Origin of the sequence: Kribbella sp. NPDC050281, assembly GCF_040655855.1 — a bacterium.
Classification (GTDB): domain Bacteria; phylum Actinomycetota; class Actinomycetes; order Propionibacteriales; family Kribbellaceae; genus Kribbella.
In genome coordinates this window covers 24063-50381 of record NZ_JBFAKS010000026.1, presented here as the reverse complement: position 1 = coordinate 50381, position 26319 = coordinate 24063, and the positions used below count along the sequence as shown (strand labels likewise).

Sequence of the window (26319 nt, the reverse complement as noted above, 5' to 3'; positions counted from 1 at the left end):
CGACCCGGCGTCAGCAGTGACCGGTGACCGAACCAGTGACCCTGGTGGTGTGGTCCCTGCCACACGATTCGCGAGCCTCAGGTTCAGCCGCGTAGCCTGCTGACACCACTGGCAGATGGGGCCGGGTGGGTCGATGAGGAGGAACACGTAGTGCTTCGGCGAGTCCTGCTGGGCATGTCCCGCAGCCCCCAGATCAAGAAGGCGGTTTCGGCGCTCCCGGTGTCCAGTGGCATCGTCGCGCGCTTCGTCGCCGGTGAGACCGCGCTGGAGGCCGTGCTGGCCACCGAGAAGCTGGTCAGCAACGGCCTGAACGTCACGCTCGACCACCTCGGCGAGGACGTCACCGACCTGGCCGCGGCGACCGCGACCGCGGACGCGTACCTCGAACTGCTCCGCAAGCTGGCCGAAGCCGGCCTGACCAAGAACGCCGAGGTCTCGGTCAAGCTGTCCGCGGTCGGCCAGGCGCTGCCGGGCGACGGCGAGAAGATCGCGCTCGAGAACGCGCGGACGATCTGCCTCGCGGCCCGCAACGCCGGTACGACGGTCACCCTCGACATGGAGGACCACACCACCACCGACTCCACGCTGGGCATCCTGCGCGAACTTCGCCAGGACTTCCCGGAGACGGGTGCGGTGTTGCAGGCGTACCTGCGCCGGACCGAGGGTGACTGCCGCGACCTCGCCCACGCCGGCTCCCGGGTCCGGTTGTGCAAGGGCGCCTACAAGGAGCCCGAGTCGGTGGCGTACCAGGACAAGCGCGGCGTGGACAAGGCGTACGTCCGGGCGATGAAGATCCTGATGAACGGCGCCGGGTACCCGATGATCGCGTCGCACGACCCGCGGCTGATCGCGATCGCCGGCTCGCTCGCCGACCGCGCCAACCGGCAGCCGGGCAGCTACGAGTACCAGATGCTGTTCGGCATCCGCCCCGAGGAGCAGCTCCGTCTGTCCGGCCTCGGCCACACGATGCGCATCTACATCCCGTACGGCGAGGACTGGTACGGCTACCTGGTCCGCCGCCTGGCCGAGCGTCCCGCCAACCTCCAGTTCTTCGCCCGCTCCCTGATCAGCAAGAAGTAACCGGCTGGTGGGCGCTCGGGTCCCCGGGCGGCCCGGATCAGTAGTGTGTTGGCCATGACTAGTCAGGTGGCCATTCTCGGGGCCGGTGTGATGGGGGAGACGTTGCTGTCCGGGCTGATTCGGGCCGGGCGGCGACCGCAGGAGCTCCTGATCACCGAGCGCCGGGAGGAGCGTGCCGCCGAGCTGCGCGAGCGGTACGGCGTCGACGTCGTGACCAACGTGGACGCGGCGGCCAAGGCTGACACCCTGGTGCTCGTGGTGAAGCCGCAGGACATGGCGGATCTGCTCGCCGAGATCGCCCCGGCTGTCCGGGCGTCGCAGACCGTGGTGTCGCTGGCCGCCGGGATCACCACCGGGTTCATCGAGTCCCGGCTGCCTGATGGCGTGGCCGTCGTACGCGTCATGCCGAACACGCCGGCGCTGGTCGACGAGGGCATGGCGGCGATCTCTCGTGGTGCGCACTGCGACGAGAGCCATCTGGAGTTGGCGGAGGGCCTGTTGGCCGCGACGGGACGGGTGATCCGGGTGCCGGAGAAGCAGCAGGATGCGGTGACCGCGATCTCCGGGTCCGGACCGGCGTACCTCTTCTTTGTCGTCGAGGCGATGATCGAGGCCGGCGTGCACATGGGGCTGCCGCGGGGGACCGCTACGGAGCTCGTCGTACAGACCGTTGTGGGCTCGGCGAAGCTGCTGCGGGAGACCGGCGAGCACCCGACCGTACTGCGCGAGCGGGTGACGTCTCCGGGTGGTACGACGGCCGCCGCGGTCCGCGAACTGGAGGACCACAAGGTCCGCGCCGCGTTCCTGTCCGCGATCGAGGCCGCGCGCAACCGTTCGCGCGCGTTGGCCGCCGAGTAACACCTCTGCTACCGGTGGCGTTATTGTTGGCGCCGCAGTTTCCTGCCGTGTTCAAGGGATGAGTCGACTATGGTCCCGCCCATGAGTAATCGTTCGGAGCAGGAGAGCCCCGAACAGGTGAGCCCTGCCCCCGTGCGCGCGGCACAGGTCCCGGACCTGCCGTGGCGGGTGCCGCTGGATCCGGCGCCGTGGTGGGCGTGGGCACTGTTCGTCGCGCCGTTCGTCGTCGTACCCGCGCTGAACTCCTGGCTGTGGATGGGCGCCCGCGACATGCTCGCGGTCGGGCTGCTCACGATCATCGGGGCGTCGGTGGTCCGCGTCGCCGGCGGCGTCGTCCTCTACCGCGTCGAGCTCACCGCGACCGCGCTGCGCGCCCGCACCAGCATGCTGGTCCGCAGCCTCGCCTGGCAGGACGTCGACACGATCGAGGTCGGCGACGACAACGTCGTACTCACCCGCGGCCAGGACGAGAGCGAGATCAACGGCATCCCCCGCGACCGCACCGCCGAGGTAGGCGCCGTCATGGAGGCCATCCGCCACGAGGCCGCCGGCACCCCCACCCACCACCACCGCCCCCGCCCCGGCATCGGCACCCTCCTCGTCCTCACCTACCTCACCCTCTCCATAGGCGCCTTCCTCCTCCGCTGGCACCTCGTCTAGCCGGCCGCCTCCCGCCGCAGACACACCCACTCCTCACCCCTCCGCAGCTCTCGAACAGTTGCCTCGGGCACGTGTTCCGCCCTGCGGACAGGATCCGGGGACCGCGGACAAGAAATACGCTGTCCGCGGTCACCACAACGTGTCCGCGGTCCGCACAACCATCAGACGTTGCTAATGCTTTCCCCAGGGGCCTTCGCCGGTGATCTTGTCGACGGTGATACGGGCGATCATGCCGGTGTGCCAGATGCCTTCGCCGAAAGGGAATTCACCGACGTTCAGGTAGCGCTGGGACATCCGGTCCATCAGGGCCTTGTAGTCGGCGGGGATGTCGGGGCCCTCGAGCTTGGCGGTGCCGCGGATGACGAGGTACTGCGTGATGCCGCGGGAGCTGACGCGGTCGTCCTGGATGACGAGGGTGACGCGGGGATCGCGGTGCAGGTTACGGGTCTTGCGGTGGGGTTGCTGGATGCCGAGCAGTACCTCGTCGCCGTCGCGTTCGGCCCAGACCAGCGCGGCCTGGGGTGAGCCGTCGGGGTCGATGGTGATGACTGTGGCGTCCTTGGGCTCGGTGAAGAGCCGGTGTGCGCTTTCGGGAAGACCGTTCATGGACAGAGACGCTAGGCACCGCCGTGGGAACCTCTGGGTACCCTGACGCCCGTGGACGGTTTGGATCCGGGGAACGTGTTTCTCGCCGACTGCCCGGCACGGCTCGCGGTCGAGGTGATCGCGGACAAGTGGGCCGTGGTGGTCCTGTGGGGCCTGAACGACGGCCCGCGACGCCACACGGAGCTGATCACCCTGATCGGCGGCATCTCCAAGAAGGTGCTCACCCAGACGCTGCGCCGGCTGCAGACGAACGGCCTGGTCACCCGCGAGAACTTCGGCGGCGTCCCGCCCCGCGTGGAGTACGAACTCACCCCGCTCGGCCGCACCCTGATGGGCCCGATCCGGATGCTCACCCTGTGGGCGGAGGAGAACGGCGAAGCAGTCCTGGACGCCCAGGAGCGAACCTAGACACCCACAAGAGAAACTAAGGACATGGATTTCTCTTTGTGGCCCGCGGCCAACCGGACCTGGCAGGAAGTGCTCGACGGAGCGGAGTACGCCGAACGGACCGGCTGGCACGGTGTCTGGATCGCCGACCATTTCATGCAGAACGGTGACGACCTGTCCGTACCGGTCAACGAGTGTCTGGCCCTGATCGCCGGCATCGCCGCCCGCACCGAGCGGGTGCGCGTCGGCTCGATGGTGCTCGGCAACACCTACCGCCATCCCGCCGTCGTCGCGAACCAGGCGGCGACCATCGACCAGATGAGCAACGGCCGGTTCGTGCTCGGGATCGGGGCCGGCTGGCAGGTGAACGAGCACGAGGTGTACGGGATCGAGCTGCCGCCGGTGCGTGAGCGGCTGGCCCGGTTCGAGGAGGCCTGCCAGGTGATCAAGGGCCTGATCAGCCAGGATCGCACCACCTTCGACGGCACCTACTACCAGCTCACCGGTGCCCCGCTGGAGCCGAAGCCGGCCAACCTGCCGATCATGATCGGCGCCGCCGGCGAGAAGGTTGCCCTGGGCATCGTTGCCCGGTACGCCGACGAGTGGAACCACTGGGGCGGCCCGGAACTCGCCGCCCACAAGGGGAAGGTCTTCGCCGAGCACTGCGAGCGCATCGGCCGGGATCCCCGGTCGGTACGCCGTTCCGCCCAGACGATGCTGGAGGTCGTCGTACCGGGGGACACCGAGGCGGCCGAGCGCAAGGAGCGGCTGGAGAGCCGCGGCGGGCACGTGGTCATGGGTTCGGCCCAGGAGGTGCTCGACACAGTCGCGCAGTACCCGGCGGCCGGGATCGACGAGGTCCTCGTCCCGGACTCGATGCTCGGCACCGGCAACCGCCGCTTCGACGCCCTGGAACGCCTCCGCGAAGAAGTCTTCGCCAAGATCTGACCCCGCGACCTCTCGTGGGTTGGCCCACGGGCTGGTTGGCCCCGCGACGGCTCTGGTGGGTCAGCCCACGGGCCGGTTGGCCCCGGGACGGCTCTGGTGGGTTGACCCACGGGCCGGTGGGTTGGCCTATCGCATGCGGTGGGTGAACCCGCCGTCTGGTGGGTCAGCCCACGGGCCGGTTGGCCCCGCGACGGCTCTGGTGGGTTGGCCCACGGGCCGGTGGGTTGGCCTATCGCATGCGGTGGGTGAACCCGCCGTCTGGTGGGTCAGCCCACGGGCCGGTTGGCCCCGCGACGGCTCTGGTGGGTTGGCCCACGGGCCGGTGGGTTGGCCTATCGCATGCGGTGGGTGAACCCGCCGTCTGGTGGGTCAGCCCACGGGCCGGTTGGCCTCGCGACGGCTCTGGTGGGTCAGCCCACGGGCGGGTTGGCCCCGCGACGGCTCTGGTGGGTTGGCCCACGGGCCGGTTGGCCCGGCGACGGCTCTGGTGGGTTGGCCCACGGGCCGGTGGGTTGGCCTGTCGCACGCGGTGGGTGAACCCGCCGTCTGGTGGGTCAGCCCATCGGGCAGGGCGAGACAGGCCGGGGGCGGAGGGCGGGGGACGGGGGACGGTCAGAGGGACAGGGTGGCCATGAGGGGCCAGTGGTCGCTGGGCAGCCGTCCGCCGGGGCGGTAGTGGGAGACGGCTGCCTCGTCCACGGTCCACCCGGCGCTGACCAGGATGTGGTCGATCCGTTCGTCGTCCTCCGCGCCGGTGAAGTCGTGCCAGCTCCCACCGGTCGCGATCGGTACGGCGTTCCGCAGGCCGGCCTCGGTCAGCACCTTCAAGGCCGGCGAGTCCGGCGTCGCGTTCAGGTCGCCCATCACGATCCACGGCAGCGCACCGGTCGTCCACCGGGCGATCAGCCGCGAGGACTGGAGTTGGGCGACCTCGCCGGCGTGGTCGTAGTGCGCGTTCGCCACGCCGACCGTCGTACCGTTGCGGTGCCGCAGCCAGACCAGCGTCGCGATCCGGGTCAGCTGCGCGTCCCAGCCGACGGATCCCGGCGTGTTCGGGTCGTCGGACAGCCAGCGAGTCTCGTGCCTGTCGACCCGCCAGTCACCCGGCCGGACCATGACGGTGCAACGCTCGCCCGCGTCCATCCCGTCGTCGCGGCCGACGCCGACGATCTCGTACCGCGGGAAGCGCCAGCGCAGGTACTCGAGCTGGTCGGGCAGCACTTCCTGCAGCCCGACCACGTCCGCGTCGAGGTGTTCGATCGCCGCCACCGTCGCATCCCTGCGGACCGGCCAGGCGTTGTCGCCGTCCGGTGCCGAGGAGTTGCGGATGTTGAAGGTGGCGGCGCGAATCTTCATGGAGCAGATCCTGCCAAACCCATCGCGCGCTCCGCCGCCCGGAGCCGGGGCAGGCTCGCTTCCAGCGCCCGGTCCCGGCCCTGCGCGAGCAGTTCGTCGATCGCGCCGGGGTCGGTCGTCAGCCGGGCGTACTCCTTCTGCAGCGGCTCGAGCACGGCCAGCACCGCGTCCGCGACGTCCCGCTTCAGCTCGCCGTACGAGGAGTACGCCGTCGCCAGCTGCACCGGGTCGCCGTCGGTGCAGGCGGCCAGGATGTCGAGCAGGTTGGTGATCCCGGGTTTCGCCGCCTCGTCGTGGCGAACCTCGTTGCCGGAGTCCGTCACGGCCCGCATGATCTGGCGCCGGATCACGTCCGGCGGGTCCAGCAGCCGGATCGTCCCGACCGCGTCGTCGGCCTCGGACTTGCTCATCTTCTTCGTCGGGTCGGCCAGATCCTTGACCCGGGTCGCGTACGCCGCCTTGGCCAGCTGCGGTACGACGAACGTCTCGCCGTACTCGCGGTTGAACCGGATCGCCACGTCACGAGCCAGCTCCACGTGCTGGGACTGGTCGCCGCCCACGGGGACCCGGTCGGCGCCGTACAGCAGGATGTCCGCGGCCATCAGGCACGGATAGGTGAACAGTGAGGCCCGCGTCATCGGCCGGCCCTTGCCCTTCTCCTTGTACTGGATCATCCGGGACAGCTCGCCGACGTACGACGTGCATTCGAGCAGGTACGCGAGCTGTGCGTGGGTGTTGACGTCGGACTGGACGAACACCGTGCCCGGTGCGGTGCCGGCCGCGAGCATCAGGGTCGCGAACTCGCGGGTCAGCGTGGCGAGCCGTCTGGGGTCGTGTCTGGTCGTCATCGCGTGCAGGTTCGCGACGAAGTAGAACCCCTCGGGGTCGGTGAACCGGCGCAGTGCGCCGAGGTGGTTGCCCAGCGTCAGACGGCCGGACGGGGTGATGCCGGAAAGCGTGGTCATGTCGATGCCCTTTCGGTGCGTGGATGCCTCACCGAGGGCATCAAAAAGGCCGCCTCGGCGAGGCGGCCTCTTGGATGCGTGTGAACGCTGGGGACCGCCCTAGACGGCCCACCACAGTTGCAAGTTCGTGTTCACATCATCAGCATAACCGATCGACGGTCCGGTCACTTGGCGGCCGGCAGCGGCGCCACCAGGGACTGGACGGTCAGTTCGTTGCGGGCGTCCTGGCCGAGCGTGATCGAGGTGTGCACGCCGTCGCGCAGGTAGGAGGTGATCCGGCTCGGCTTGGCGGCCAGGTACTCGGCCCAGCGGATGATCCGCAGGTTCGGGTACTTCTTCTGGGCGTCCGACAACTGCAGGTTGACCCAGGCGGAGTTGCGCTGGTCGGCCATCTGCACGGCCGCGGTCTTGGACCACCGGGTGGCGTGCACGTTGACCCAGTACACGTACCGGTTCGAGCCCGCCAGCTTCATCGCCCGGTCGACCTGGGCGGCGAACTTGGGCGGGTCGAAGATGTCGTTGCTGCCGGTCGCCATCAGGATCCGGCGCGGCAGGCCGTACGCCGTCGCCCACTGGACCATCGCGTCGACGGCGCCGGACGTCGGCCGCCCGGACCAGTTGTGCACCGCCAGCTGGCTTCCGTCGCGGCCGATCAGCCGGGTCGCCAGCGTCTTCCCGTCCTGGACGGCGATGCTGTCGCCGAACATGAAGACCCCGTTGGTCGCGAGCACCCGTTTGATCTGGGTCTCGGTCGAGATCGCCTTGCTCATGGCCTGCCAGGCCCCGAGGTCACCGGAGCCGTACGGGCCGCCGAAGGCGGCTTCGGTCGATGTCGCAGTCGAGACAGCCACCGTCGAAACAGCAACCACGGCCCCCGCCGTAAAGATCTGCCGCCGATTGGGTCTCGCCGAGTTCATGGCGTTCCTCACGGGATGGACAGTGAGGCCTAGACCGCCTCGAGTACAACCCTCCGTGACCGAATCGCGGCCTGAATTGCAGGTTCCTGCAATTCTTGTAACACCTTGCAGTGTTTGCGCGATGAAGCACGTACCTGGCACGAGCACGAACGGGACGGGCGAGCGCGGCCTTGGAGGGGTGCCGCGCCCGCCCGTTTCCGCTGTCGGCTCAGCCGGAACCGTTGGCCAGTTCCTCGATGATCGGCCCGGCCACCGCCATCAGCTCCTCGGGTGACGCGTCCAGTCCGTCCAGCCGGACCAGATGCCGCCCGATCACGAGCCCGAGCGTCAACGCTCCGATCACCCCTGAGCGCAGTACGGCGTCCTCACCCGGCAACTGCTCGGCGATCTGTCGTTGCTGTCCTGTCATTGCCGCCCGGACCTCCGCGGCCGCTTCCGGATGACTGAACATCGCCCGCATCGCCGCCAGCGCGGCTGCCGGCTCGTCGGCCAGCTTGGCGGTCAGAGCAGCCGTCAGCATTCCGGCGATCTCCTCGGGCGAACCCGTGATCGGCCCGTCCGGGGGAATGGTCGCGGCCTGGGCGAACAGCTTGTCCTTGGAGCCGAAGTACCGCATCACCAGGCCGGCGTCGCTCCCGGCCGCCTCGGCGACAGCGCGGATCGTGGTCCGGTCGTACCCGTTCTCGCCGAACAATTGCCGCGCCGCCGCCAGGATCCGTTCTTCCGTCCGCCGTCGCTGCTCCATCCTGGTTGTCACGCCAGTCAGTCTACGCATGTTGACTCAGTCGCCGATCCCGCCTAGATTTCAGTCAACACACGTAGACTGAAAGGGCTTGATCATGACACTGGCGATCGTGCTGAGCTTCCTGGCCGGGCTGATGGGGGCGAACGGGATCCCGCACTTCGTCCTCGGCATCACCGCCCGGGAGTACCCGAACCTGACCGGCAACTCGCCGGTCCGCAACGCGGTCGGCGGCGTGGGCGCGTTCGTCATCGCCGGGCTGCTCACCTTCTGGGCGCAGGTGGGCGACCATCCGCTGGCGGCGGCGGGCGCAGCCGTCGTGGGTGTGCTGGTGATGTCCGTGTTCCACGCGCGTGGTGGTGCTTACCGGCTGAACGCCAGATTCGGGAAACCAGTGCCCGTGAAGTGACGGCTAAGGTCGGAGGCATGAGCGGTGAGGCGATGCTGGTCTTCGACGAGGGGCTGACGGCGTACGACTTCGGGCGCGGACATCCGATGAGTCCGATCCGGGTGGAGTTGACGATGCACCTGGCGCGGGCGCTCGGCGTACTCGACGAACTCAAGGTCGTTCCGCCTCCGACGGCTGACGACGCGCTGCTGCGGACCGTGCACTCGGCCGACTACATCGCCGCGGTCAAGCGCGCCGGGGAGCACCCGGACGTGCCGGATCTGGAGCACGGACTCGGCACTGACGACACGTACTGCTTTCCGGGGATGCACGACGTCTCCGCACGCATCGTCGGCGCGAGCGTGGAGGCGGCGCGGGCCGTCTGGGAGGGCGAGGTGCGGCACGCCGCGAACATCTCCGGCGGTCTGCACCACGCGATGCCCGACCGGGCCAGCGGCTTCTGCGTCTACAACGATCCGGCCGTCGCCATCCAGTGGCTGCTCGATCACGGTGCCGAGAGGGTCGCGTACGTCGACGTCGACGTGCACCACGGAGACGGCGTACAAGAGGTGTTCTACAACGATCCGCGAGTGCTGACTGTGAGTCTGCACGAGTCGCCGACCACGCTCTTCCCGGGCACCGGCAGCGCCGGGGAGACCGGTGGGCCTGACGCGGAAGGTACTGCGGTCAACATCCCGTTGCCGCCCGGGACCGGGGACGCCGGCTGGCTGCGGGCGTTCCACGCGATCGTTCCGGACGTGGTGAAGGCCTTCCGGCCGCAGGTCCTGGTGACCCAGCACGGGTGTGACTCGCATGTCGAGGATCCCCTGGCTCACTTGACGAAGACGGTCGACGGGCAGCGCGCGGCGTACCTGGCGTTGCACGACCTGGCGCACGAACTCACGGACGGGAAGTGGATCGCCACCGGTGGCGGTGGGTACGCGATCATCGACGTCGTACCGCGGGCCTGGACTCACCTGCTGGCGATCGTCGCGGGGAACCCGATCGACCCGCAGACCCCGGTGCCCGAGACGTGGCGCGAAGAGGTCCGGATCCGGTTCCAGCGGGTCGCGCCGATGCGGATGACCGACGGCCAGGACGCGTCGTACACGGACTGGTCGACCGGTTACAACCCGGACACCTGGCTGGACCGATCGATCAAGGCGACCCGCGACGCCAGCTTTCCGCTCCTGGGCCTCGACCCCACCTACTAGATCGTCACACGAGTCCCCCTCTTTCCCATTCGTACCAACAGCCACTACGCTCGTTGCATGCACGGACGGAGGTGCCGGAGGGGAAGCCGGCGCACGATCCGTGCTGGAAGTGCGGTGCGCAATGGCATCAAAGAAGTCCGGTGGTGAGCAGCCGCTCGCCGAGGTGAAGTTCCTGACCGTGGCGGAGGTCGCCACGGCCATGCGCGTGTCCAAGATGACGGTGTACCGCCTGGTGCACTCCGGTGAGCTGCCCGCGGTGCGGGTGGGTCGTTCGTTCCGGGTGTCCGAGGATGCCGTGCACGACTACCTCAAGGGCGCCTTCTTCCAGGCCGGATAACCACGAGAAGAGCAAGCGGCCGGATCCCTCGGGACCGGCCGCTTCGCTATGTCCGGGACACGTCGACTGCCTGTCTCACCGCTTGAGCAGAGATCTGATCGCCGTGGTGATCTCTGCGGGCGACTCCTCGGCCATGAAGTGACCTGCGGTCGTGGTCTGGTGGTGAAGGTCGGGAGCCCAGGCTTGCCAGAGCGCCGCGGCGTCGAAGCCGAGGGCGGCTCCCCAGTCCTGCTGGATCACCGTGACCGGCATTCGCAGCTTGTTGCCCTGGGCAAGGTCTTCCTGGTCGTGGGTGACGTCGACCGCTGCCGAGGCGCGGTAGTCCGCGACGATCGACGGCACCGCGGCCCGGCACGCGTCCAGATAGGTGGCGCGGACATCGGGCGGGATCGCGGCGGGATTGTTCGTCCACAGGTCGAGGAAGTGGCCGAAGAACGCGTCCGGGCGGGCCGCGATCAGCTCCTCAGGTAGTCCGGGTGGCTGCGCCATCAGGTAGAGGTGGAAGCCGACGGCGGCGCTCGTTCCACGCATCACGTCCCACATGTCGAGGGTGGGCAGCACGTCCAGGCACATCAGCTGGGTGATCGTGTCCGGGTGGTCGAGGCCGGCGCGGAACGCGACCAGAGCGCCGCGGTCGTGCCCGGCCAGGGCGAACTGACTGTGTCCGAGGTTCCGCGCCACGGCCACGATGTCCGCGGCCATCACTCGTTTCGCGTAGCCGTCGGCCGGCTTGTCGCTCTCGCCGTAGCCGCGGAGATCGGGACAGATGACGGTGTGGTCGGCGGCCAGGTCGGTGGCGACGTGCCGCCACATCAGATGGGTCTGCGGGAAGCCGTGCAGGAGGACGATCGGCGTACCGGAACCGCCGACGGCGACGGTGAGTTTCACGTCACCGGTGCCGGAGATGCGGTGGTAGTCGAAGCCGTTGATCTTCATGCCGGCCAGGATCGCGCGCGCGGATGAGCAGTGGATGAGCGCTACGGTGGCCGGGTGGACTTCGGGGTGCTCGGGCCGGTGGTGGCCTGGGATGATTCCGGGCGGCCGGTGGATCTGAAGGGGCCGCGGCATCGGGCCGTGCTGGCGCGGTTGATCGTTGCGCGCGGACGCGTCGTACCGGCGACTGTCCTGGTGGACGACCTGTGGGTGGATCCGCCGGAGGGTGCATTGAGCGCGGTGCGGACGTTCGTCGCGGCGTTGCGGCGGGCGTTGGAACCAGAGCGGGCGCCGCGGTCGCCGGGTCGGCTGCTGGTGACCGATGGTCCGGGCTATGCGTTGCGGACGGATGCTGTTGACGCGTGGCGGTTCGAAGCGGCTGTCGGTGCGGCGTTGCCGGCGGGGGAGTTGGTGCCGGAGCTGACGAAGGCGCTGGAGCTGTGGCGCGGTCCGGCGTACGCCGAGTTTGCAGACGAGGGATGGGCTCAGGGCGAACGGTCGCGGTTGACGGAGTTGCGGCTGCGGGCGGTGGAGCGGTTGGGGGAGGCGCGGCTGGCGCTGGGGCTTGCTGCTGAGGCTGTGCCTGAGCTGGATGCGCATGTGACCGAGCATCCGTGGCGTGAGGACGCGTGGCGGTTGCTTGCGCTGGCTCTGTACCGGACTGGTCGGCAGGGCGACGCTCTCGCCGTACTGCGTCGGGCTCGGGCGATGCTGGTCGGTCAGCTCGGGGTGGATCCCGGCCCGGCGCTCGATGGGTTGGAGACCGACATCCTCAACCAGGCCGCGCATCTGGAGCCGGCGTCGGCCGGACATGTCTGGGCCGAGGCTGCTGCGGCGTACGACCGGGCGGTTGGGGGCACTCGGGCTCGGCTGGAGTCGACAGTGGGACTGCTCCGGAATCTCGCCGTCACCGGTGGCAGCGGTCTCGAGGCTGCCCGCCGGCACCGTCTCGCGGCGATTGCAGCGGCTGAGGAGCTGGGCGATGCCGATCTCACCGCGCGAGTCATCGGGGCGTACGACGTACCGGCGATCTGGACGCGGTCGGACGATGAGTCCCATGCCGCGGCGATTGTGGCGGCGGCGGAGCGGGTGTTGCCTACGCAGGAGCATCCGGGGGTGCGGGCGCGGTTGCTGACGACGATTGCGCTCGAGTCGCGTGGTTCGCTGGATCCGTGGGTGCGGGAGGCGGCGCTCGAGGCTGAGTCGATCGCGCGAGGCCTGGATGATCCTGTTTTGCTGGCGTTTGCGCTGAACGGCGTCTTCCTGCAGACGTGCTATCGCGCTGGCCTCTCCCGCGACCGCGATGCGATCGGTGCTGAGTTGGTTGAGCTGTCCCGACGCCATGGCCTCTTTACCTATGAGGTTCTGGGCCATCTCATCCGGCTGCAGTCGTCGTGCGCTGTGGCGGACTATGCGGCCGCCGACCACCATGCCGAAGCTGCTGAAGAGTTGGCCGCCCGGCACGAGTTGCCGCTGGTCGCCGTCTTCACTCGGTGGTACTCCGCCCTCCGCGAAGACACTCCCGATGCCTACCGCCAGGCCGGCGCCCCCCTCGACAACTCGTCCATGCCCGGCTTGAGGTCCGGGCTCCTCCCACTAGCCCTGGCCTGCTACGCCATCCGGCACGACCAGCCGGTCCTCGAAGCCGACCATGGTCCCCACAGGCGGTGGGTCCGTCCGCTCGTGCTGCTGTCGCAGAACCACCCCGCCGAAGCAGCCGAGGCGCTCGACCACATACCCGACCCACCACCTGGCCTACTCCTGGAAGCCCACTGGAGCCTCGTTGCCGCAGCGGCGAAGACGCTCAATCACCAGCAACCGCTGGCACGTGCCCGAGCCGCTCTGGCTCCGGCCGCAGCAGAACAAGCAGGAGCCGGGTCCGGCCTACTAACCCTCGGACCCGTTGCGAGCTACCTCTAGTGTCCACACCACGTAGGCCATGTTGGCAGGCTACTCGTCAACGGTTGAAGGCGGACTCGAGTCGGGCGAGGAGGATGTCGGCGCCGTGCTGGACACGGGCGACGAGTTGCGGGCCGTGGCGTCCGGCCAGTACCTCGGCCCGGACCTCGGTGACGATCGATCGCTGGACTCCGACCAACGCGTTGGCAATCGCCCACGACTCCATCCGTCCCGTTCCCTCCGAGCGCAGCAGGGTGGCGAGGGCGTCGGTGGTGGCGGCGACGATCTCGCGCTCGCGGGCCTGCAGCGACGGGCTGCCGGCCACGACCCGGGCGGCGGTGGTGATCAGGTCGACCGCGCCCGGGTCGCCGGCGTGCGCGACGTTCGCGATCGTGAACCGGCGGAACGCGCCGATCGCCGACTCTCCGGCCGGGCGGTCGCCGACCGCGGCCAGCGTCGCCGCCTGGAACTGTTCCAGTCCGCCGCCGAAGAACAGATCGTCCTTGGTCGGGAAGTAGTTGAAGACAGTTGCCTCGGACACCTGGGCCGCCCGGGCCACGTCGACCACGGTGACCGCGTCGAACCCGTGCGCGACGAACAACTCGCGCGCCGCCGCCGCGATCCGCTCCCGCGTCTCCCGCTTCTTCCGCGCCCGCAGTCCGTCCGCGTCCTTCACACGGTCAGGGTAGTGGTTCTAGAGTGACCGTAAATATAGGGTCACCCTAAGAATTCGGAGGCACGACATGTCGGCGGCCGGGATTGCGGAGGTGGGCGAGTGAAGGTCAGTGTGACGGTGACGGATCACGCCTGGGCGGATGGCGTGGACGGGCTGCGGCGGATCGCGTCGATCGCGGACGAGGGTGGGCTGGACACGATCTGGGTGCCGGATCATCTGTTCCAGGCGGACCCGACGAGTCATCCGCAGGCCGAGTTGTACGAGGCGATCACGATGCTCGGGTTCCTGGCCGCGACGACCAGCCGGGCGCGGCTCGGGATGCTCGTGTCGCCGGTGCCGTTCCGGCCGCCCGCCGTGCAGGTGAAGGCGATCGCCACGCTGGACGCGCTCACCCGTGGGCGGGCGTGGTTCGGGGTCGGGATCGGGTGGGAAGGTGATGAGGCGAAGGCGATGGGGATCCCGCTCGGACCTACCAAGGATCGGTTCGAGCAACTCGAGGAGTTGCTGGACATCGCGGACCGCATGTTCGCCGGCGACAGTTCGCCGTACCAGGGCAAGCATTTCCAGCTCGAGGGACCGATCTGCAGCCCGCGGCCGGAACGGCGTCCGCCGGTGCTGATCGGTGGGACGGGCGAGCAGAAGACGCTGCGGATGGTGGCGCGGCGGGCCGACGCCTGCAACCTCTTCGACCTGCCCGACGCAGGTACGACGGTGCGCCACAAGCTCGACGTACTCCGCGCGCACTGCGACGAACTCGGCCGCGGGTACGACGAGATCGCGAAGACCCTGTCGACCCGGCTCACCCCGGACGACACCGTCGGCACCTTCGTTGAACGTTGCCGCGAGCAAGCATCATGGGGTATCGATCACGCGATCGTGATCCGTACCGGACCCTGGACGCCGGAGTCGGTCGGGATCCTCACCGCCGCGGTGCCGGAGGTCGCGGGGCTGTGACTCCCAGGAAGCTCCCAGCTTCCTCCCAGAACGATCGCAGTACCGGCCCTGAGGATGGAATCACTGCCGAATCCATGACCTCCAGGAGCCCACGATGCAGCTCAAGATCGTCAAGACCGTTGCCACAGGCACCATCATCACCCTCGGCCTCGCCGCCGTCGCCTTCACTCCCGCCGCCTACGCCTCGACCACCAACCAGACCGCCACCCCACACCTGGTCGTTCTCACCGAACCCGTCCAGCTCCCGACCCGCAAAGCCGCCTAGAGGTCGAGGGACCAGTCGTTGCAACGCATCCAGTGGCCCTTGGGATACTCGAAGTCGCGATCGCCGAGCAGGACGAAGCCGGCCCTGCGGCACAGCGCGTTGGAAGCGGCGTTCGTCACGCCGGGGTAAGCGTGCAGCGTGCTGTGCTTCGCCGCCGCAGCGGCGACCTTCGCCACCTCGGCTACCGCGGCGGTCGCCAGCCCACGCCCCTGGAACTCCGGCAGGATCGCCCAGCCGGTCTCCCAGACCGTCTCGGCTGCCTCGGTGTGCTCCCAGTAGCCGACCAAGCCGGCCCGGTCGCCGGCGTCGGTGACGATCACGAACATTTGACCCGTGAAGGTGTTCTCGACGTACCGCTGCTGCCTCTCGCGCAGCTTGGCCGGGGTCTCTGGGCCGCCCAAGTGAGCGGTCATCTCGGGCGTGTTGCAGCCCTCGAGCAGGGCGAAGTCCTGCTCACTCCACGAATCCAGCGTCACCATGCCGACCAGTCAACCAGCCGGCACCGACAGCCTGTGCTCAGGTGGAGCGGCGGGCGCGGGCGGCGAGGGAGTGGGGGACGCCTCTTGTGTCCGGTTCCTCGAAGCGTTCGAGGGTCAAGCCGGTGGTGAGGAAGGCGTTCAGGTAGTCGGCGAGCATGAGGTGGTGCATGCCGACGTGCCGCCGGATCCCGTCGCCCCAGTACGGCGACTCCTCGTGCCAGCCCGGCCGGCGGTAGGAGGGGTGGATGAGGCGGCTGCCGTCCTCGTTCCAGACGACGTGCGGGCCGTTGAAGCACGGATGTACGCCGTACACGACGAGCACCCCGTCCGGCCGGAGCACCCGCGTGGCCTCACGCACGACCTGGGCGAAGTCATCCACGTCCGTGGAGATCCACATCACCATCGCGGTGTCGAAGGACTCGTCGGCGAACGGGAGGGTGGCGGCGTCCGCGACCATCAGCGGACCGTCGGTCCGGCTCCGTGCCAGCCGCAACTGGTCGGCGGAGAAGTCCACCCCGACCACATTGCGCCCACTCGCCCGAATGGTCTCGAAGTTGCGCCCGGTGCCACACCCGATGTCCAGGCAGGGACCGGATCCAGGCCCGAGGAGCTCGAGCAGACCCGGCTGATGTGGTTCCGCTCCGGCCACGTATTTCGCGTCGTACCAGTCGGCGAGACCGTCGTACCGGGCCGTCGTACTGCTTGCCATCGGCGCCTCCCCAGGTCACCGCCCAGCCTAGCGAAGCAGCCTGCTTTAGGTTCACCGCCTGACCTGCGGGTAAGCTTTGCCGACGTTCTCTTTGAGTTTGGATGGTCCACTGTGGGTTCTGTTATCAAGAAGCGCCGTAAGCGTATGGCGAAGAAGAAGCACCGCAAGCTGCTGAAGAAGACGCGGGTGCAGCGCCGCAAGCTCGGCAAGTAAGCAGTTCCCGCCGCGCCGGGGGCCGGCGCGACCACTTGTGGGGTTGCTGTCTGGCTGGGGGTTTCTCGTGGCACAGGTAGTAATGGTGACCGGCGTCTCCCGGGACGCCGGTGCTCGCTGTGCCCGCAGACTGGCCGACGATCCGTCGATCGGCACGGTGCTCGGCGTCGACGTGGTGCCGCCACGGGCCGAGCTGGGCCGGGTCCGGTTCGTCCGGGCCGACATCCGCAACCCTGTGATCGCGAAGGTGATCGCCGCCGAGGGCGTCGACACGGTCGTCCACACCGGCGTCGTGGCCACCCCCGGCAGCGCCGGCGGCCGCTCGTCGATGAAGGAGATCAACGTCATCGGCACCATGCAGCTGCTCGCCGCCTGCCAGAAGGCGCCCGGCGTGGCCAAGCTGGTGGTGAAGTCGTCGACCACGGTGTACGGCGCCGGTCCGCGGGATCCGGCCATGTTCACCGAGGAGATGGCGCCGCGGGCGATCCACCAGACCGGGCTGAGCAAGGACGCGGTCGAGGTCGAGGGGTACGTGCGCGGCTTCGCCCGGCGCCGCCCCGACGTCCGCGTCTCCACGCTCCGGATGGCGAACTGGATCGGTCCCAGGACCGACTCCCCGATCACCCGGTACTTCGCGATGCCCGTCGTACCGACCGTCTTCGGGTACGACGCCCGCCTGCAGTTCCTGCACGAGGACGACGGCGTCGAGGCGATCCACCACGCCACCGTGAACGACCTGCCCGGGACCTTCAACCTGGCCGGCGACGGAGTGCTGTCGCTGTCCCAGGCGATCCGCAAACTCGGCCGTCCCGCGCTCCGGCTGCCGTCCTTCACCGCGTCCGGCACGGCGGCCGCCGTACGCCGGGCCCGGCTCGCGGACTTCTCGCCGGACCAGATCACCTTCCTGACCTACGGCCGCGCGGTGGACACCACCCGGATGCGGTCCGAGTTCGGCTTCGAGCCGAAGTACACGACCGCGGCCGCCTTCGACGACTTCCGGGACTCGCTCGGCCCCGGCGCGGTCGCCCGCGCGGCGTCGCTGCTGACGGCCGGACTGGGAGCGTTGCGTGGTTGACGCCGAAGTGATCCCGATCGGTGCCGGCGGGCGTCCGGGCCGCGGATCAGGACGCCGTACGACGCCGTCCGCGGCTGCTCGCGCACTCGCGGGGCCGGGAACGCGGTTGAAGAAGAAGGGCAAGCGGTCGGTGGAGCCGCCCGTGGCGGAGCCGGTCGAGGCCGGACCGCGACCGCAGGAGCCGGTCGTCGAGGCAGCACCGCTGGACTTCGCGGGACTCGAGCGGGTCGTGCACGAGCTGTTCGGCGAGGACGGGGAGCGGCGGGTCGCGGAGTGGCTCGCGTTCCTGCGGCGGCGGGTGAGCGGGGAGTACGAGCTCGACGAGTTCGGGTACGACTCCGACCTGACCGACCAGGTCCTGCTGCCGATGCTGCGGCCGATGGTGGAGAAGTGGTTCCGGGTCGAGGTGCGGGGGATCGAGAACATCCCGGACACCGGCAGCGCCCTGGTGGTCGCGAACCACTCCGGCACGATGCCGCTCGACGGGTTGGTCACCCAGGTGGTCGTCGCGGATCACACGAACCGGCCGCTGCGCACGCTTGCGGCGGATCTCGTGTTCCAGACGCCGTTCGTCGGGGAGTTGGCCCGCAAGGGCGGGGCCACGCTGGCGAGCAACGACGACGCCGAGCGGCTGCTGCGGCAGGGCAATCTGGTCGGTGTCTGGCCGGAGGGTTTCAAGGGTCTCGGCAAGCCGTTCTCCGAGCGGTACAAACTCCAGCGCTTCGGGCGGGGTGGGTTCGTCAGCGCCGCGATGCGGACCGGCGTACCGATCATTCCGTGCTCGATCGTCGGCGCCGAGGAGATCTACCCACTGGTCGGCAACATCGCGTCGCTGGCGCGGTTGCTCGGCGTTCCGTACATCCCGATCACGCCGTTCTTCCCGCTGCTCGGACCGCTGGGGCTGATCCCACTCCCGTCCAAGTGGCTGATCGAGTTCGGCGAGCCGATCCGCACCGACGACTTCCCCGACGGCGCTGCCGACGACCCGATGCTCGTCTTCAACGTCACCGACCAGGTCCGCGAAACCATCCAGCAGACCCTCTACACCCTCCTGATGCGACGCCGCTCAGTCTTCTTCTGACAGACAGCCCCTACACCTCAGCCCAACCAGAAGCCCGGCACACCCGCGCCCGGCTCATGCCACACCAACGGATATCCCTGCCCGTGGTGGGTTCTCCCGTCCTATAGGAGCAGAGAACCCACCACGCGAACGGATCTCCTCTCGAAGGCCGAGCGGCGGGACGGCCGGGGGCACAGGAGCCTGGGGATGAAAGCGCCCCCCGCCGGCTGATGCCCACACCAACGGATAACCCCTGAGGTTGCCCCTTGTCCGGTCGTATTTCGGGCAGAGAACCGGCCATTCGAGGGGATGTCCGCTCACATGCCTGAGGGTCGGTGGGGCCGAGCGGGCGGCCTGTGGGTCGTCGACCGGCGGTGTGCAGGACCGGCGGTGTGCAGCTCGACGGGTAGTGCACCTGCGATACGCCGTACACAGGACGCGCGGGGCGCTCGACTGCACTAGGAACGGCCCGACACCTCCTGTCCAGCTGCACACTGCCTCCCCCAGCTGAACCCGCTTCGCACATCAGACAGGACAAGCACCCGGGCGGGTGGGCATGGAGAAGCCCGGCACATCGTGTGTGCCGGGCTTCTGCGCGTCTGGGCCTACTTCCAGGGTGGGAGCAAGGTCTGGATGACGCCGGGGAGATTGATGAGAGTCGGGATGCTGAGGGTCGGGAAGGGCCAGGGCCACGACGGTGTGCCTGGCGTCGGGAGGCTCGGGACGATCGTGGGAGTCGTCGACGAGTTCGGGGTGTTGGGGTTCGGGGGCGTCTTCAGACTCGGCGGGGGAGTGTTGGACTCCTCGACGATCGTGGTGTTCGGCAGCTTGGTCGGCGACCCACTCGGCTGCGTGGACGCACCGGGCGCCGGCGCGGTGGACGACTTCGAACTGGGCGATCCGTTGGACGGATCGCTCGGCTCGGTGCCCACGCTCGGACCGGCAGGCTGGGTGCCCTTGGCCGGCTTCGGCTGATCGCACTTCGGGCAGGCGGCCGTGGTGTGCTGGGCCAGTTGCTCGATCGTGGCCAGCGCCTCCACGGCGGACTTCAGCGACTCCGGGGGCAGTTTCGGCGCGAGCTCACCAAGAGCCTGGCGGGCGTTCGTGATGAAGGTGGTGATCGCCGTGATCGAACCCTCGTCGCCGTCCTGCTGGTACGACGCGACCAGGCGGGACACGCCTTTGCGGGCCTGCGCCGAGAAGTCGTCCAGAGTGCCGTTGATCGTGCCCACGTCGCCGCCGTGCTCGGCCAGCGCGCGGACCTCGGACAGTCGGGTCATCGCGTGCTCGAGATCGCGCCGGCCGCGGGAGTCGTCCCCGACACCCACATTGGTGGCCACGTTCTCGATACTGCGCTTCATCCCGTACAAGGTGTCGCCGGGCATCGCCTGCTGAGCGGCGGCGGCGGAACCGATGCCACCTCCGAGCAGGACCAGCGCGGCGGTACTGGCCACGAGCCGGATGCGCCGGCCGTGACGATGGCGGATCTGTGTCACGGACGCGTCGACGTCCTCGCGGGTCGGCGGGTCGTCCGGACCGTCGGGAGTGCTGTGCACCACCATCGGAGTCGTCGCCGCGCGGGCAGCCGCCTGTTCCATCAGGCGGTGCCGTAGCTCGGCACTGAACTCCGGACGCGGTGCCACTGCGCCGGCGGTCCTCAGCCGTCCGACCAGCTCCACAGCCTCCACAAGCTCCGGATCATCGCTCAGTCGCGAAGAGTGACGGGGCCCGTGATCGATGGCGTGCGCGAATGACTCCGCGCGCGCTCGAGCCCTGTGCAGGTCACTCATGTGTTCTCGTTCTCCTCAATGGCCAGCCGGGGTCACCGACAGGTCCTCACGAAGGAGAACGAGGAAACTCGCTGACGGGTTACGAAAGACATTCGTTGTCATCCTCCTCACCTCAAGTCCTTGGGGATAACCTTCGCCAAGTGCCGTACGGCCCTCAGTTGCAGTTGCTTGACGGCGCCTTCGGACTTCTCCAGCGCCTTGGCCGTTTCCGCGATCGACAATCCGGCGAAGAATCGCATCGTCAGGCAGTCGCGTTGCTCCTCGGGCAAGGCCGCGACGGCGTCCCGCAGGACCTCGGCGGTGGCGGCGGCCAGTACGTCGACCTCCGGCCCCTCGGTCTGCCGGTCGTGCGTCTCGATCTCGTCCGTGACCACCTCGAGCCGGACCCGTCCGGACTTGTAGTGGTCGGTGATCAGGTTCCGGGCGATCGTCACCAGCCAGGCGCCGAAGTCCCGGCCCTGCCAGCGGAACGAGTCCAGTGCACGCAGCGCCCGGACGAACGTCTCGCTGGTCAGGTCCTCGGCGAGTGCCGAGGACGACACCCGTGTGTAGATGTAGCGATAGACGGTGAGCGAGTACTCGTCGTACAGCTCACCGAAGGCACCGACGTCCCCGGCCTGGGCGCGATCGACGAGCTCCGCACGTCTCATCCCGTCCGGGCTTGGCTCCGGCGTCGTCAAGATTTCTCCCCGTTCAACTGACACGTCGTCTGACACATCCGCGAATGGCCACAGCGGCTGAGACAGCACCGAGCGTTATGCCTTAAGCACTCGCTGTCAACAGCCTGAGGCGTGCCGCCTTCCGTCCGGTCCGAGTCGTCACGAATGCGCCAGCGGGCCGGCACCGGACAACGGCGCAGCCTGCTGCCGGGGGTTAATTGCGCATAGGTACCCCGGGCTGGACGGTTTCTGCAGTGTGAGGTTCAGCAGAAGCTCGCCCACGAGTTCACCTGTATATCGCCCGTCACGCTCTGCTGCAACCGTTCTGAGCGAGCCGAACGCCCCAACCGTGCCGGAAGCACGCACCGGCGACATGGCAGACTCGCCTGGTGAACTTCAATTTCGCTGACATTCTTCGTGACACAGCGCAACGTCACGGTGAACGTCTGGCGCTGGTCGACGGGGACCGGCGGCTGACCTGGCGCGAACTCGACGAGATCGTCGGCGCGACCGCGCAGGGGTTCGCCGCGGCCGGCCTGGTGCCCGGGTACCGGGTCGTCCTGCTGATGGCCAACAGCATCGAGTTCGTCACGTCCTACCTGGGGATTCTCCGCGCCGGGCTGGTCGCCGTACCGCTGAACACCGGGCTGACCGAGCCCGAGATCGCGGCCGTCCTCAAGCACTCCGGAGCCCGTCTCGCGGTCACCGACGGGGACCTTGCCGCGAAGGTCGGCGAGGGGGTCCGGACGGTGCGTCCGGGCGAGCTCCAGGGTAACGCTCCGTTACTTCCGTCGATCGACCCTGAGACACTCGCGGTCCTGCTGTACACGTCCGGAACCAGTGGCGATCCGCGGGCGGCAATGCTCAGCCATCGGGCACTGGCTGCGAACGTGAAGAATCTTTCCGAGCTCGGCGAGGACCGGATGGGACCGGAGGACGTCGTCCTCGGGGTCCTGCCGATGTTCCACGCCTTCGGGCTGAACGCCGTACTGGGCTGGGCCGTCGCCACCGGCGCCGCGCTCGTGATCGACCAGCGGTTCGACTCCGCTCACACGCTCGATCTCATCGGCAAGTACGGCGTGACGCGGCTGCCACTCGCGCCGCCGGCACTGAACGCCCTGCTGGCCCGATCGGACCTGCGGGACGCGCTGAAGACGATCAAGGTCGTGCTGACCGGCGCGTCCACCCTCGACCGCGAGATGGCGGACCGGTTCGAGCGTGAGACCGGCAAGTTCGTGCACCAGGGCTACGGCCTGACCGAGGCCTCGCCCGGTGTCACCACCACGCTGGGGGAGAGCGAGCCGAAGCCCGGCTCGGTGGGCCGTCCGCTGCCGAACGTCGAGCTCCGGATCGCCGACGAGCAGGGTGAGGACGTCGAGGGCGACGACCCCGGTGAGATCGTGATCCGCGGCGGCAACCTGTTCTCCGGCTACTGGCCGGACGGTGCCGAAGGCCCGGACCGCGACGGGTGGTACCGCACCGGCGACGTCGGGTTCCTGGATGCCGACGGCGACCTGTTCCTGGTCGATCGGCTCCGCGAGTTGATCATCGTGTCCGGCTTCAACGTCTTCCCGAGCGAGGTCGAGGAGGTGCTGGTCGGTGCGCCCGGGGTCCGTGAGGCCGCGGTCATCGGCGTACCGTCCGAGGAGACCGGCGAAGCGGTGAAGGCGTTCGTCGTACCGCAGGCCGGCGCGACCGTCGACATCGCCGAGGTCCGGGAGTACGCCGGGACCCGGCTGGCCAGGTTCAAGTGCCCGGTGGAGATCGAGGTGGTCGACCATCTGCCGCACTCGGTCACCGGCAAGGTCGCCAAGGGCCGGCTCCGGGAGGCGGACCGATGAGCAGGGTCACGCTGTACGGGAAGCCCGGCTGTCACCTGTGTGACGACGCCCGGAAGATCGTCCGCGCGGTCTGTGCCGAGCTCGGGGTGGAGTGGACCGAGGTCGACATCACCCGGGACGACCGGCTGTTCACGGAGTACGGCGAACAGATCCCGGTCACGTTCGTGGACGGCAAGCAGCACGACTTCTGGCGCGTCGACCCGGCGAGACTCAGGAAGGCCTTGACCGCGTAGTGCGCTGGGTCACTCCCGCCGATTTTGTTCTCACGTTCACAAGCTCCTAGAGTAAGGAACGGGCCGCCGGCCGTCAGACCGCGGCCGAGCAACCGTTCCCAGGAGAATTGTGACGCGTGCCAGCAGCCGTCGACCGGGCCCGCCGACGAGAACCGAACGCGGTATCCCCGAGGCGACTGTCGCGCGCTTGCCGGTCTACCTGCGGGCCCTGACCGCACTGTCGGACAGCGGGATCGCGACCGCCTCGAGTGAGGACCTGGCCACCGCCGCCGGAGTCAACTCGGCCAAGCTGCGCAAGGATCTGTCCTACCTGGGCTCGTACGGCACCCGCGGCGTCGGGTACGACGTCGAGTACCTGCGCTACCAGATCGCCCGTGAGATCGGTGTCACCCAGGATTGGGCCGTGGTCATCGTCGGGATCGGAAACCTGGGCCACGCGCTGGCGAACTACTCCGGTTTCGGCACCCGCGGGTTCCGGATCGTGGCGCTGCTGGACGCCGACCCGAACCTGATCGGCGAGCGGATCGGCGACATGGAGGTCCGCGACTTCGCCGAGCTGGAGGACATCGTCAAGGCCGACCGGGTCTCGATCGGCGTCATCACCACTCCCGCCGGTCCGGCCCAGGGGGTGTGCGACCGGTTGGTCGCCGCCGGGGTGACCAGCATCCTGAACTTCGCGCCGGTGGTGCTGTCCGTGCCCACCGGTGTCGACATCCGCAAGGTGGACCTCTCGATCGAGTTGCAGATCCTGGCGTACCACGAACAACGAAAGTCCGGAGAGGCGGCGCTCCCCCAGGTGCCCGAGCTACCAGCGATGAACGGTCTGACGGATCTGCCGAGCGTGGGCGGAGGTGTCGGGGCATGAGCTACTTGGTCGTCGGTATCAGCCACCGCTCAGCTGACATCAACGTCCTCGAGCGCGTGGCGCTCGATCCGGACGCGGCGACCAAGCTGGCCCTGGCGGTCAAGAACACTCCGGCTGTCGCCGAGTCCGCGGTGATCGCCACCTGCAACCGGACCGAGGTCTACGCGACCGTCGACCGCTTCCACGCGGGTATGGACGAGGTCACCGCGATCCTGTCCGACGTCACCGGCGTACCGCTGCTGGATCTGGCCGAGCACCTCTACGTGCACTTCGAGGAAGGTGCCGTCGCACACCTGTTCCAGGTCGCGGTCGGGCTGGACTCGATGGTCGTCGGCGAGAGCCAGATCCTCGGCCAGGTGAAGGAAACGCTGCGCGTCGGCCAGGATCTGGAGACCATCGGCACCGACCTGAACGCCCTGCTCCAGCACGCGTTGCGGGTCGGCAAGCGGGCGCACGCCGAGACCGGCATCGACTCGGCCGGGCGCTCGGTCGTGTCGGCCGGGCTGGAAGCTCTCGGCGGGTACGAAGGCCGCCGCGCGCTCGTCGTCGGCGCCGGTTCGATGGCCTCGCTGGCCGCGCAGACGCTGCTCAACGGCGGCGCGAAGAGCGTGACCATTGCCAACCGCAACTATGACCGCGCGGTCGCGCTGGCCGAGCGGGTCGGCGGTACGGCGATCCAGCTCGCGAACGTGCCCGACGCGCTGGCCGAGGCTGAGCTGGTCGTGTCCTGCACCGGCGCACGGGGCGTCGTACTGACCGAGGAGATGATCCGGAACGCGACGGACGGGCAGCCGTTCGGCGTACTGGACGTCGCTCTGCCGCGGGACGTGGCTCCCGAGGCCGCGCGCATCCCAGGCGTCACGCTGGTCACCCTCGCCGACATCGCAGGGACGTCCGGCGGCAGTGAGGCCGACATCGACGAGGTACGCCGGATCGTCAGCGAGGAGACCGGGGCGTTCGAGGCGACCCGGCGGGCCGCGTCGGTCGCACCGACGGTGGTCGCGCTGCGGGCGATGGCGACCGAGCTGGTCGACTCCGAGCTGGCCCGGCTGGAGCGCAGGCTGCCCGGCCTGGACGACGTCCAGCGGGAAGAGGTCACCCGGACGATCCGCCGCGTGGTCGACAAGGTGCTGCACAACCCGACGGTTCGGGTGAAAGAGCTCGCCGCTGATCCGGGCGGGCCGACGTACGCGAACGCACTGCGCGAACTCTTCGCCCTCGATCAGGCGACGGTCGACGCGGTGACCACGCCGAAGGCGCCCGGAGGTGAGCACGCATGATCAGGCTCGGCACCCGGCGGTCCGCGCTGGCGACCGTACAGGCAACCATGGTCGCCGACTGGCTGCGCGAGCTCGGCCACGAGGTCGAGCTGGTGCCGATCGTCACGACCGGGGACGTCAACAGGGCGCCGGTGGAGCAGATCGGCGGTACCGGCATCTTCGTCAGCGCACTGCGCGACGCCTTGCTGGCTGACGAGATCGACATCGCCGTGCACTCGTTGAAGGATCTGCCGACCCAACCTCTCGAGGGTCTGGCCATGGGTGCGATCCCGGTCCGCGAGGACCCGCGCGACGTGCTGGTCGCCCGCGACGGGCTCACCCTGGGAGAGCTGCCATCGGGTGCGCTCGTCGGCACCGGCGCGGCTCGCCGGGTGGCGCAGCTCGATGCGCTCGGCCTCGGCATCGAATGCACCGGGATCCGCGGCAACGTGGACACCCGGATCGGGATGGTCACCGACGGCAAATTGGACGCGGTGGTCCTCGCGAGGGCAGGGTTGTCCCGGTTGGGACGGCTCGCCGAGGTGACCGAGACCCTGGATCCGATCCAGGTCCTGCCCGCACCGGGACAAGGTGCCCTGGGCATCGAATGCCGGGCGGGCGACAGCGAGGTGCTGGCCGCCCTGGCTCCGCTGGACGATGCGGCCACCCGGGCCGCGGTCACGGCGGAACGGCAACTGCTGGCCACGCTCGAGGCGGGCTGCACGGCTCCGGTCGGTGCACTCGCCGAGGTGGTCGACGGTGAGGACGGTCCCGAGCTGTGGCTGCGGGGCGCGCTCGGCCAGGACGACGGCGTACGACGGCTCTCCGCGAACGGGCCGGTGGACGATCCGGTTGCCCTGGGCAAAGCGCTGGCGAACGAGTTGCTGGAGCGAACATGACACCGGCACGGGGAACGACGGCCGCCCACAAGGGGGCCCATGAGACGGCGCA

30 protein-coding genes are annotated in these 26319 nt (G+C 69.0%); 19 read left to right on the top strand and 11 right to left on the bottom strand.

Annotated elements, in window-relative coordinates:
* The first annotated feature begins 150 nt into the window (after nucleotides 1–150).
* The 3 genes from AB0I34_RS26300 to AB0I34_RS26290 all read left to right on the top strand — a co-directional run bounded on the left by AB0I34_RS26300 (nucleotide 151) and on the right by AB0I34_RS26290 (nucleotide 2598).
* On the top strand, nucleotides 151–1080 hold the full coding sequence (locus tag AB0I34_RS26300; RefSeq protein ID WP_360449724.1) for a proline dehydrogenase family protein: 930 nt from the start codon (nucleotides 151–153) through the stop codon (nucleotides 1078–1080).
* Nucleotides 1081–1134: 54 nt separating this feature from the next.
* Nucleotides 1135–1938, top strand: coding sequence for a pyrroline-5-carboxylate reductase (gene proC, locus AB0I34_RS26295; RefSeq protein ID WP_360449721.1), 804 nt, complete (start codon nucleotides 1135–1137; stop codon nucleotides 1936–1938).
* Between the two features lie 81 nt (nucleotides 1939–2019).
* Nucleotides 2020–2598 (top strand): hypothetical protein, encoded by a 579-nt coding sequence (locus AB0I34_RS26290; protein WP_360449719.1) that lies wholly within the window; start codon nucleotides 2020–2022, stop codon nucleotides 2596–2598.
* A gap of 171 nt (nucleotides 2599–2769) precedes the next feature.
* On the opposite strand, the gene AB0I34_RS26285 is transcribed toward AB0I34_RS26290, so the two are convergent.
* The gene (locus tag AB0I34_RS26285) at nucleotides 2770–3204 is read right to left on the bottom strand and encodes a TIGR03618 family F420-dependent PPOX class oxidoreductase (protein WP_360449716.1); all 435 of its coding nucleotides are present in this window, start codon (nucleotides 3202–3204) and stop codon (nucleotides 2770–2772) included.
* 51 nt (nucleotides 3205–3255) lie between these two features.
* Here AB0I34_RS26285 and AB0I34_RS26280 point away from each other — a divergent pair, with 51 nt between their 5' ends.
* Both AB0I34_RS26280 and AB0I34_RS26275 read left to right on the top strand, forming a co-directional pair.
* On the top strand, nucleotides 3256–3612 hold the full coding sequence (locus AB0I34_RS26280; protein WP_131360109.1) for a helix-turn-helix domain-containing protein: 357 nt from the start codon (nucleotides 3256–3258) through the stop codon (nucleotides 3610–3612).
* A gap of 24 nt (nucleotides 3613–3636) precedes the next feature.
* Entirely contained in the window at nucleotides 3637–4539 is a 903-nt protein-coding gene (locus AB0I34_RS26275) for a TIGR03560 family F420-dependent LLM class oxidoreductase (RefSeq protein ID WP_360449713.1), read from the top strand.
* Nucleotides 4540–5151: 612 nt separating this feature from the next.
* Here AB0I34_RS26275 and AB0I34_RS26270 read toward each other — a convergent pair.
* From AB0I34_RS26270 to AB0I34_RS26255, 4 genes are all read right to left on the bottom strand, one after another.
* Complete coding sequence (locus tag AB0I34_RS26270) at nucleotides 5152–5895, bottom strand: endonuclease/exonuclease/phosphatase family protein (RefSeq protein WP_360449710.1); 744 nt, start codon at nucleotides 5893–5895, stop codon at nucleotides 5152–5154.
* The gene (trpS, locus tag AB0I34_RS26265; protein ID WP_360449707.1) at nucleotides 5892–6860 is read right to left on the bottom strand and encodes a tryptophan--tRNA ligase; all 969 of its coding nucleotides are present in this window, start codon (nucleotides 6858–6860) and stop codon (nucleotides 5892–5894) included. The genes AB0I34_RS26270 and trpS overlap by 4 nt, the downstream gene beginning before the upstream one ends.
* 164 nt (nucleotides 6861–7024) lie before the next feature.
* Nucleotides 7025–7711, bottom strand: a complete 687-nt coding sequence (locus tag AB0I34_RS26260; RefSeq protein WP_360449705.1) for a hypothetical protein — start codon at nucleotides 7709–7711, stop codon at nucleotides 7025–7027.
* A 274-nt stretch (nucleotides 7712–7985) separates the two neighbouring features.
* Nucleotides 7986–8534 carry a TetR family transcriptional regulator gene (locus AB0I34_RS26255; protein ID WP_360449703.1) on the bottom strand — a complete coding sequence of 183 codons (549 nt, stop codon included), beginning with the start codon at nucleotides 8532–8534 and terminating at the stop codon, nucleotides 7986–7988.
* Nucleotides 8535–8610: 76 nt separating this feature from the next.
* Between AB0I34_RS26255 and AB0I34_RS26250 the strand changes: the two genes are divergently transcribed.
* The 3 genes from AB0I34_RS26250 to AB0I34_RS26240 all read left to right on the top strand — a co-directional run bounded on the left by AB0I34_RS26250 (nucleotide 8611) and on the right by AB0I34_RS26240 (nucleotide 10458).
* Nucleotides 8611–8928: a hypothetical protein gene (locus AB0I34_RS26250; protein ID WP_360449700.1), complete on the top strand. Its 318-nt coding sequence runs from the start codon at nucleotides 8611–8613 to the stop codon at nucleotides 8926–8928.
* A gap of 17 nt (nucleotides 8929–8945) precedes the next feature.
* On the top strand, nucleotides 8946–10121 hold the full coding sequence (locus AB0I34_RS26245) for an acetoin utilization protein AcuC (protein WP_360449698.1): 1176 nt from the start codon (nucleotides 8946–8948) through the stop codon (nucleotides 10119–10121).
* A 121-nt stretch (nucleotides 10122–10242) separates the two neighbouring features.
* The gene (locus tag AB0I34_RS26240) at nucleotides 10243–10458 is read left to right on the top strand and encodes a helix-turn-helix domain-containing protein (RefSeq protein WP_012923942.1); all 216 of its coding nucleotides are present in this window, start codon (nucleotides 10243–10245) and stop codon (nucleotides 10456–10458) included.
* A 75-nt stretch (nucleotides 10459–10533) separates the two neighbouring features.
* Here the strand turns inward: AB0I34_RS26240 and AB0I34_RS26235 are convergent, their stop codons facing one another.
* The gene (locus AB0I34_RS26235) at nucleotides 10534–11394 is read right to left on the bottom strand and encodes an alpha/beta hydrolase (protein ID WP_360449695.1); all 861 of its coding nucleotides are present in this window, start codon (nucleotides 11392–11394) and stop codon (nucleotides 10534–10536) included.
* A 30-nt stretch (nucleotides 11395–11424) separates the two neighbouring features.
* On the opposite strand from AB0I34_RS26235, the gene AB0I34_RS26230 reads away from it, so the two are divergent.
* Nucleotides 11425–13311, top strand: coding sequence for a BTAD domain-containing putative transcriptional regulator (locus AB0I34_RS26230; RefSeq protein WP_360449692.1), 1887 nt, complete (start codon nucleotides 11425–11427; stop codon nucleotides 13309–13311).
* Nucleotides 13312–13348: 37 nt separating this feature from the next.
* Here AB0I34_RS26230 and AB0I34_RS26225 read toward each other — a convergent pair whose 3' ends face one another.
* Nucleotides 13349–13966, bottom strand: a complete 618-nt coding sequence (locus AB0I34_RS26225) for a TetR family transcriptional regulator (RefSeq protein ID WP_360449690.1) — start codon at nucleotides 13964–13966, stop codon at nucleotides 13349–13351.
* A gap of 99 nt (nucleotides 13967–14065) precedes the next feature.
* Here AB0I34_RS26225 and AB0I34_RS26220 point away from each other — a divergent pair, with 99 nt between their 5' ends.
* Nucleotides 14066–14920, top strand: a complete 855-nt coding sequence (locus tag AB0I34_RS26220; RefSeq protein WP_360449688.1) for an LLM class flavin-dependent oxidoreductase — start codon at nucleotides 14066–14068, stop codon at nucleotides 14918–14920.
* A 94-nt stretch (nucleotides 14921–15014) separates the two neighbouring features.
* Nucleotides 15015–15185, top strand: a complete 171-nt coding sequence (locus AB0I34_RS26215; RefSeq protein WP_360449686.1) for a hypothetical protein — start codon at nucleotides 15015–15017, stop codon at nucleotides 15183–15185.
* Here AB0I34_RS26215 and AB0I34_RS26210 read toward each other — a convergent pair.
* Both AB0I34_RS26210 and AB0I34_RS26205 read right to left on the bottom strand, forming a co-directional pair.
* Nucleotides 15182–15664: a GNAT family N-acetyltransferase gene (locus AB0I34_RS26210; RefSeq protein ID WP_360449683.1), complete on the bottom strand. Its 483-nt coding sequence runs from the start codon at nucleotides 15662–15664 to the stop codon at nucleotides 15182–15184. The genes AB0I34_RS26215 and AB0I34_RS26210 overlap by 4 nt on opposite strands.
* A gap of 37 nt (nucleotides 15665–15701) precedes the next feature.
* The gene (locus tag AB0I34_RS26205; RefSeq protein ID WP_360449680.1) at nucleotides 15702–16373 is read right to left on the bottom strand and encodes a class I SAM-dependent methyltransferase; all 672 of its coding nucleotides are present in this window, start codon (nucleotides 16371–16373) and stop codon (nucleotides 15702–15704) included.
* A 111-nt stretch (nucleotides 16374–16484) separates the two neighbouring features.
* Here AB0I34_RS26205 and AB0I34_RS26200 point away from each other — a divergent pair, with 111 nt between their 5' ends.
* From AB0I34_RS26200 to AB0I34_RS26190, 3 genes are all read left to right on the top strand, one after another.
* The gene (locus tag AB0I34_RS26200; protein WP_008356322.1) at nucleotides 16485–16586 is read left to right on the top strand and encodes an AURKAIP1/COX24 domain-containing protein; all 102 of its coding nucleotides are present in this window, start codon (nucleotides 16485–16487) and stop codon (nucleotides 16584–16586) included.
* Nucleotides 16587–16653: 67 nt separating this feature from the next.
* Complete coding sequence (locus tag AB0I34_RS26195; protein ID WP_360449678.1) at nucleotides 16654–17661, top strand: NAD-dependent epimerase/dehydratase family protein; 1008 nt, start codon at nucleotides 16654–16656, stop codon at nucleotides 17659–17661.
* On the top strand, nucleotides 17654–18742 hold the full coding sequence (locus tag AB0I34_RS26190; RefSeq protein ID WP_360449675.1) for a lysophospholipid acyltransferase family protein: 1089 nt from the start codon (nucleotides 17654–17656) through the stop codon (nucleotides 18740–18742). The genes AB0I34_RS26195 and AB0I34_RS26190 overlap by 8 nt, the downstream gene beginning before the upstream one ends.
* 584 nt (nucleotides 18743–19326) lie before the next feature.
* Here the strand turns inward: AB0I34_RS26190 and AB0I34_RS26185 are convergent.
* On the bottom strand, nucleotides 19327–20409 hold the full coding sequence (locus tag AB0I34_RS26185) for a DUF5667 domain-containing protein (RefSeq protein ID WP_360449672.1): 1083 nt from the start codon (nucleotides 20407–20409) through the stop codon (nucleotides 19327–19329).
* Between the two features lie 209 nt (nucleotides 20410–20618).
* Entirely contained in the window at nucleotides 20619–21191 is a 573-nt protein-coding gene (locus tag AB0I34_RS26180; RefSeq protein WP_360449670.1) for a sigma-70 family RNA polymerase sigma factor, read from the bottom strand.
* A 368-nt stretch (nucleotides 21192–21559) separates the two neighbouring features.
* On the opposite strand from AB0I34_RS26180, the gene AB0I34_RS26175 reads away from it, so the two are divergent.
* The 5 genes from AB0I34_RS26175 to hemC all read left to right on the top strand — a co-directional run bounded on the left by AB0I34_RS26175 (nucleotide 21560) and on the right by hemC (nucleotide 26267).
* Complete coding sequence (locus AB0I34_RS26175) at nucleotides 21560–23011, top strand: AMP-binding protein (RefSeq protein ID WP_360449668.1); 1452 nt, start codon at nucleotides 21560–21562, stop codon at nucleotides 23009–23011.
* Complete coding sequence (locus AB0I34_RS26170) at nucleotides 23008–23244, top strand: glutaredoxin family protein (RefSeq protein ID WP_360449665.1); 237 nt, start codon at nucleotides 23008–23010, stop codon at nucleotides 23242–23244. Before AB0I34_RS26175 ends, AB0I34_RS26170 begins: the two co-directional genes overlap by 4 nt.
* 109 nt (nucleotides 23245–23353) lie before the next feature.
* Nucleotides 23354–24109 (top strand): redox-sensing transcriptional repressor Rex, encoded by a 756-nt coding sequence (locus AB0I34_RS26165; protein ID WP_131360150.1) that lies wholly within the window; start codon nucleotides 23354–23356, stop codon nucleotides 24107–24109.
* Nucleotides 24106–25389, top strand: coding sequence for a glutamyl-tRNA reductase (locus tag AB0I34_RS26160; RefSeq protein ID WP_360449661.1), 1284 nt, complete (start codon nucleotides 24106–24108; stop codon nucleotides 25387–25389). Before AB0I34_RS26165 ends, AB0I34_RS26160 begins: the two co-directional genes overlap by 4 nt.
* Nucleotides 25386–26267 (top strand): hydroxymethylbilane synthase, encoded by an 882-nt coding sequence (hemC, locus tag AB0I34_RS26155; RefSeq protein WP_360449658.1) that lies wholly within the window; start codon nucleotides 25386–25388, stop codon nucleotides 26265–26267. Before AB0I34_RS26160 ends, hemC begins: the two co-directional genes overlap by 4 nt.
* Nucleotides 26268–26319 lie beyond the last annotated feature (52 nt).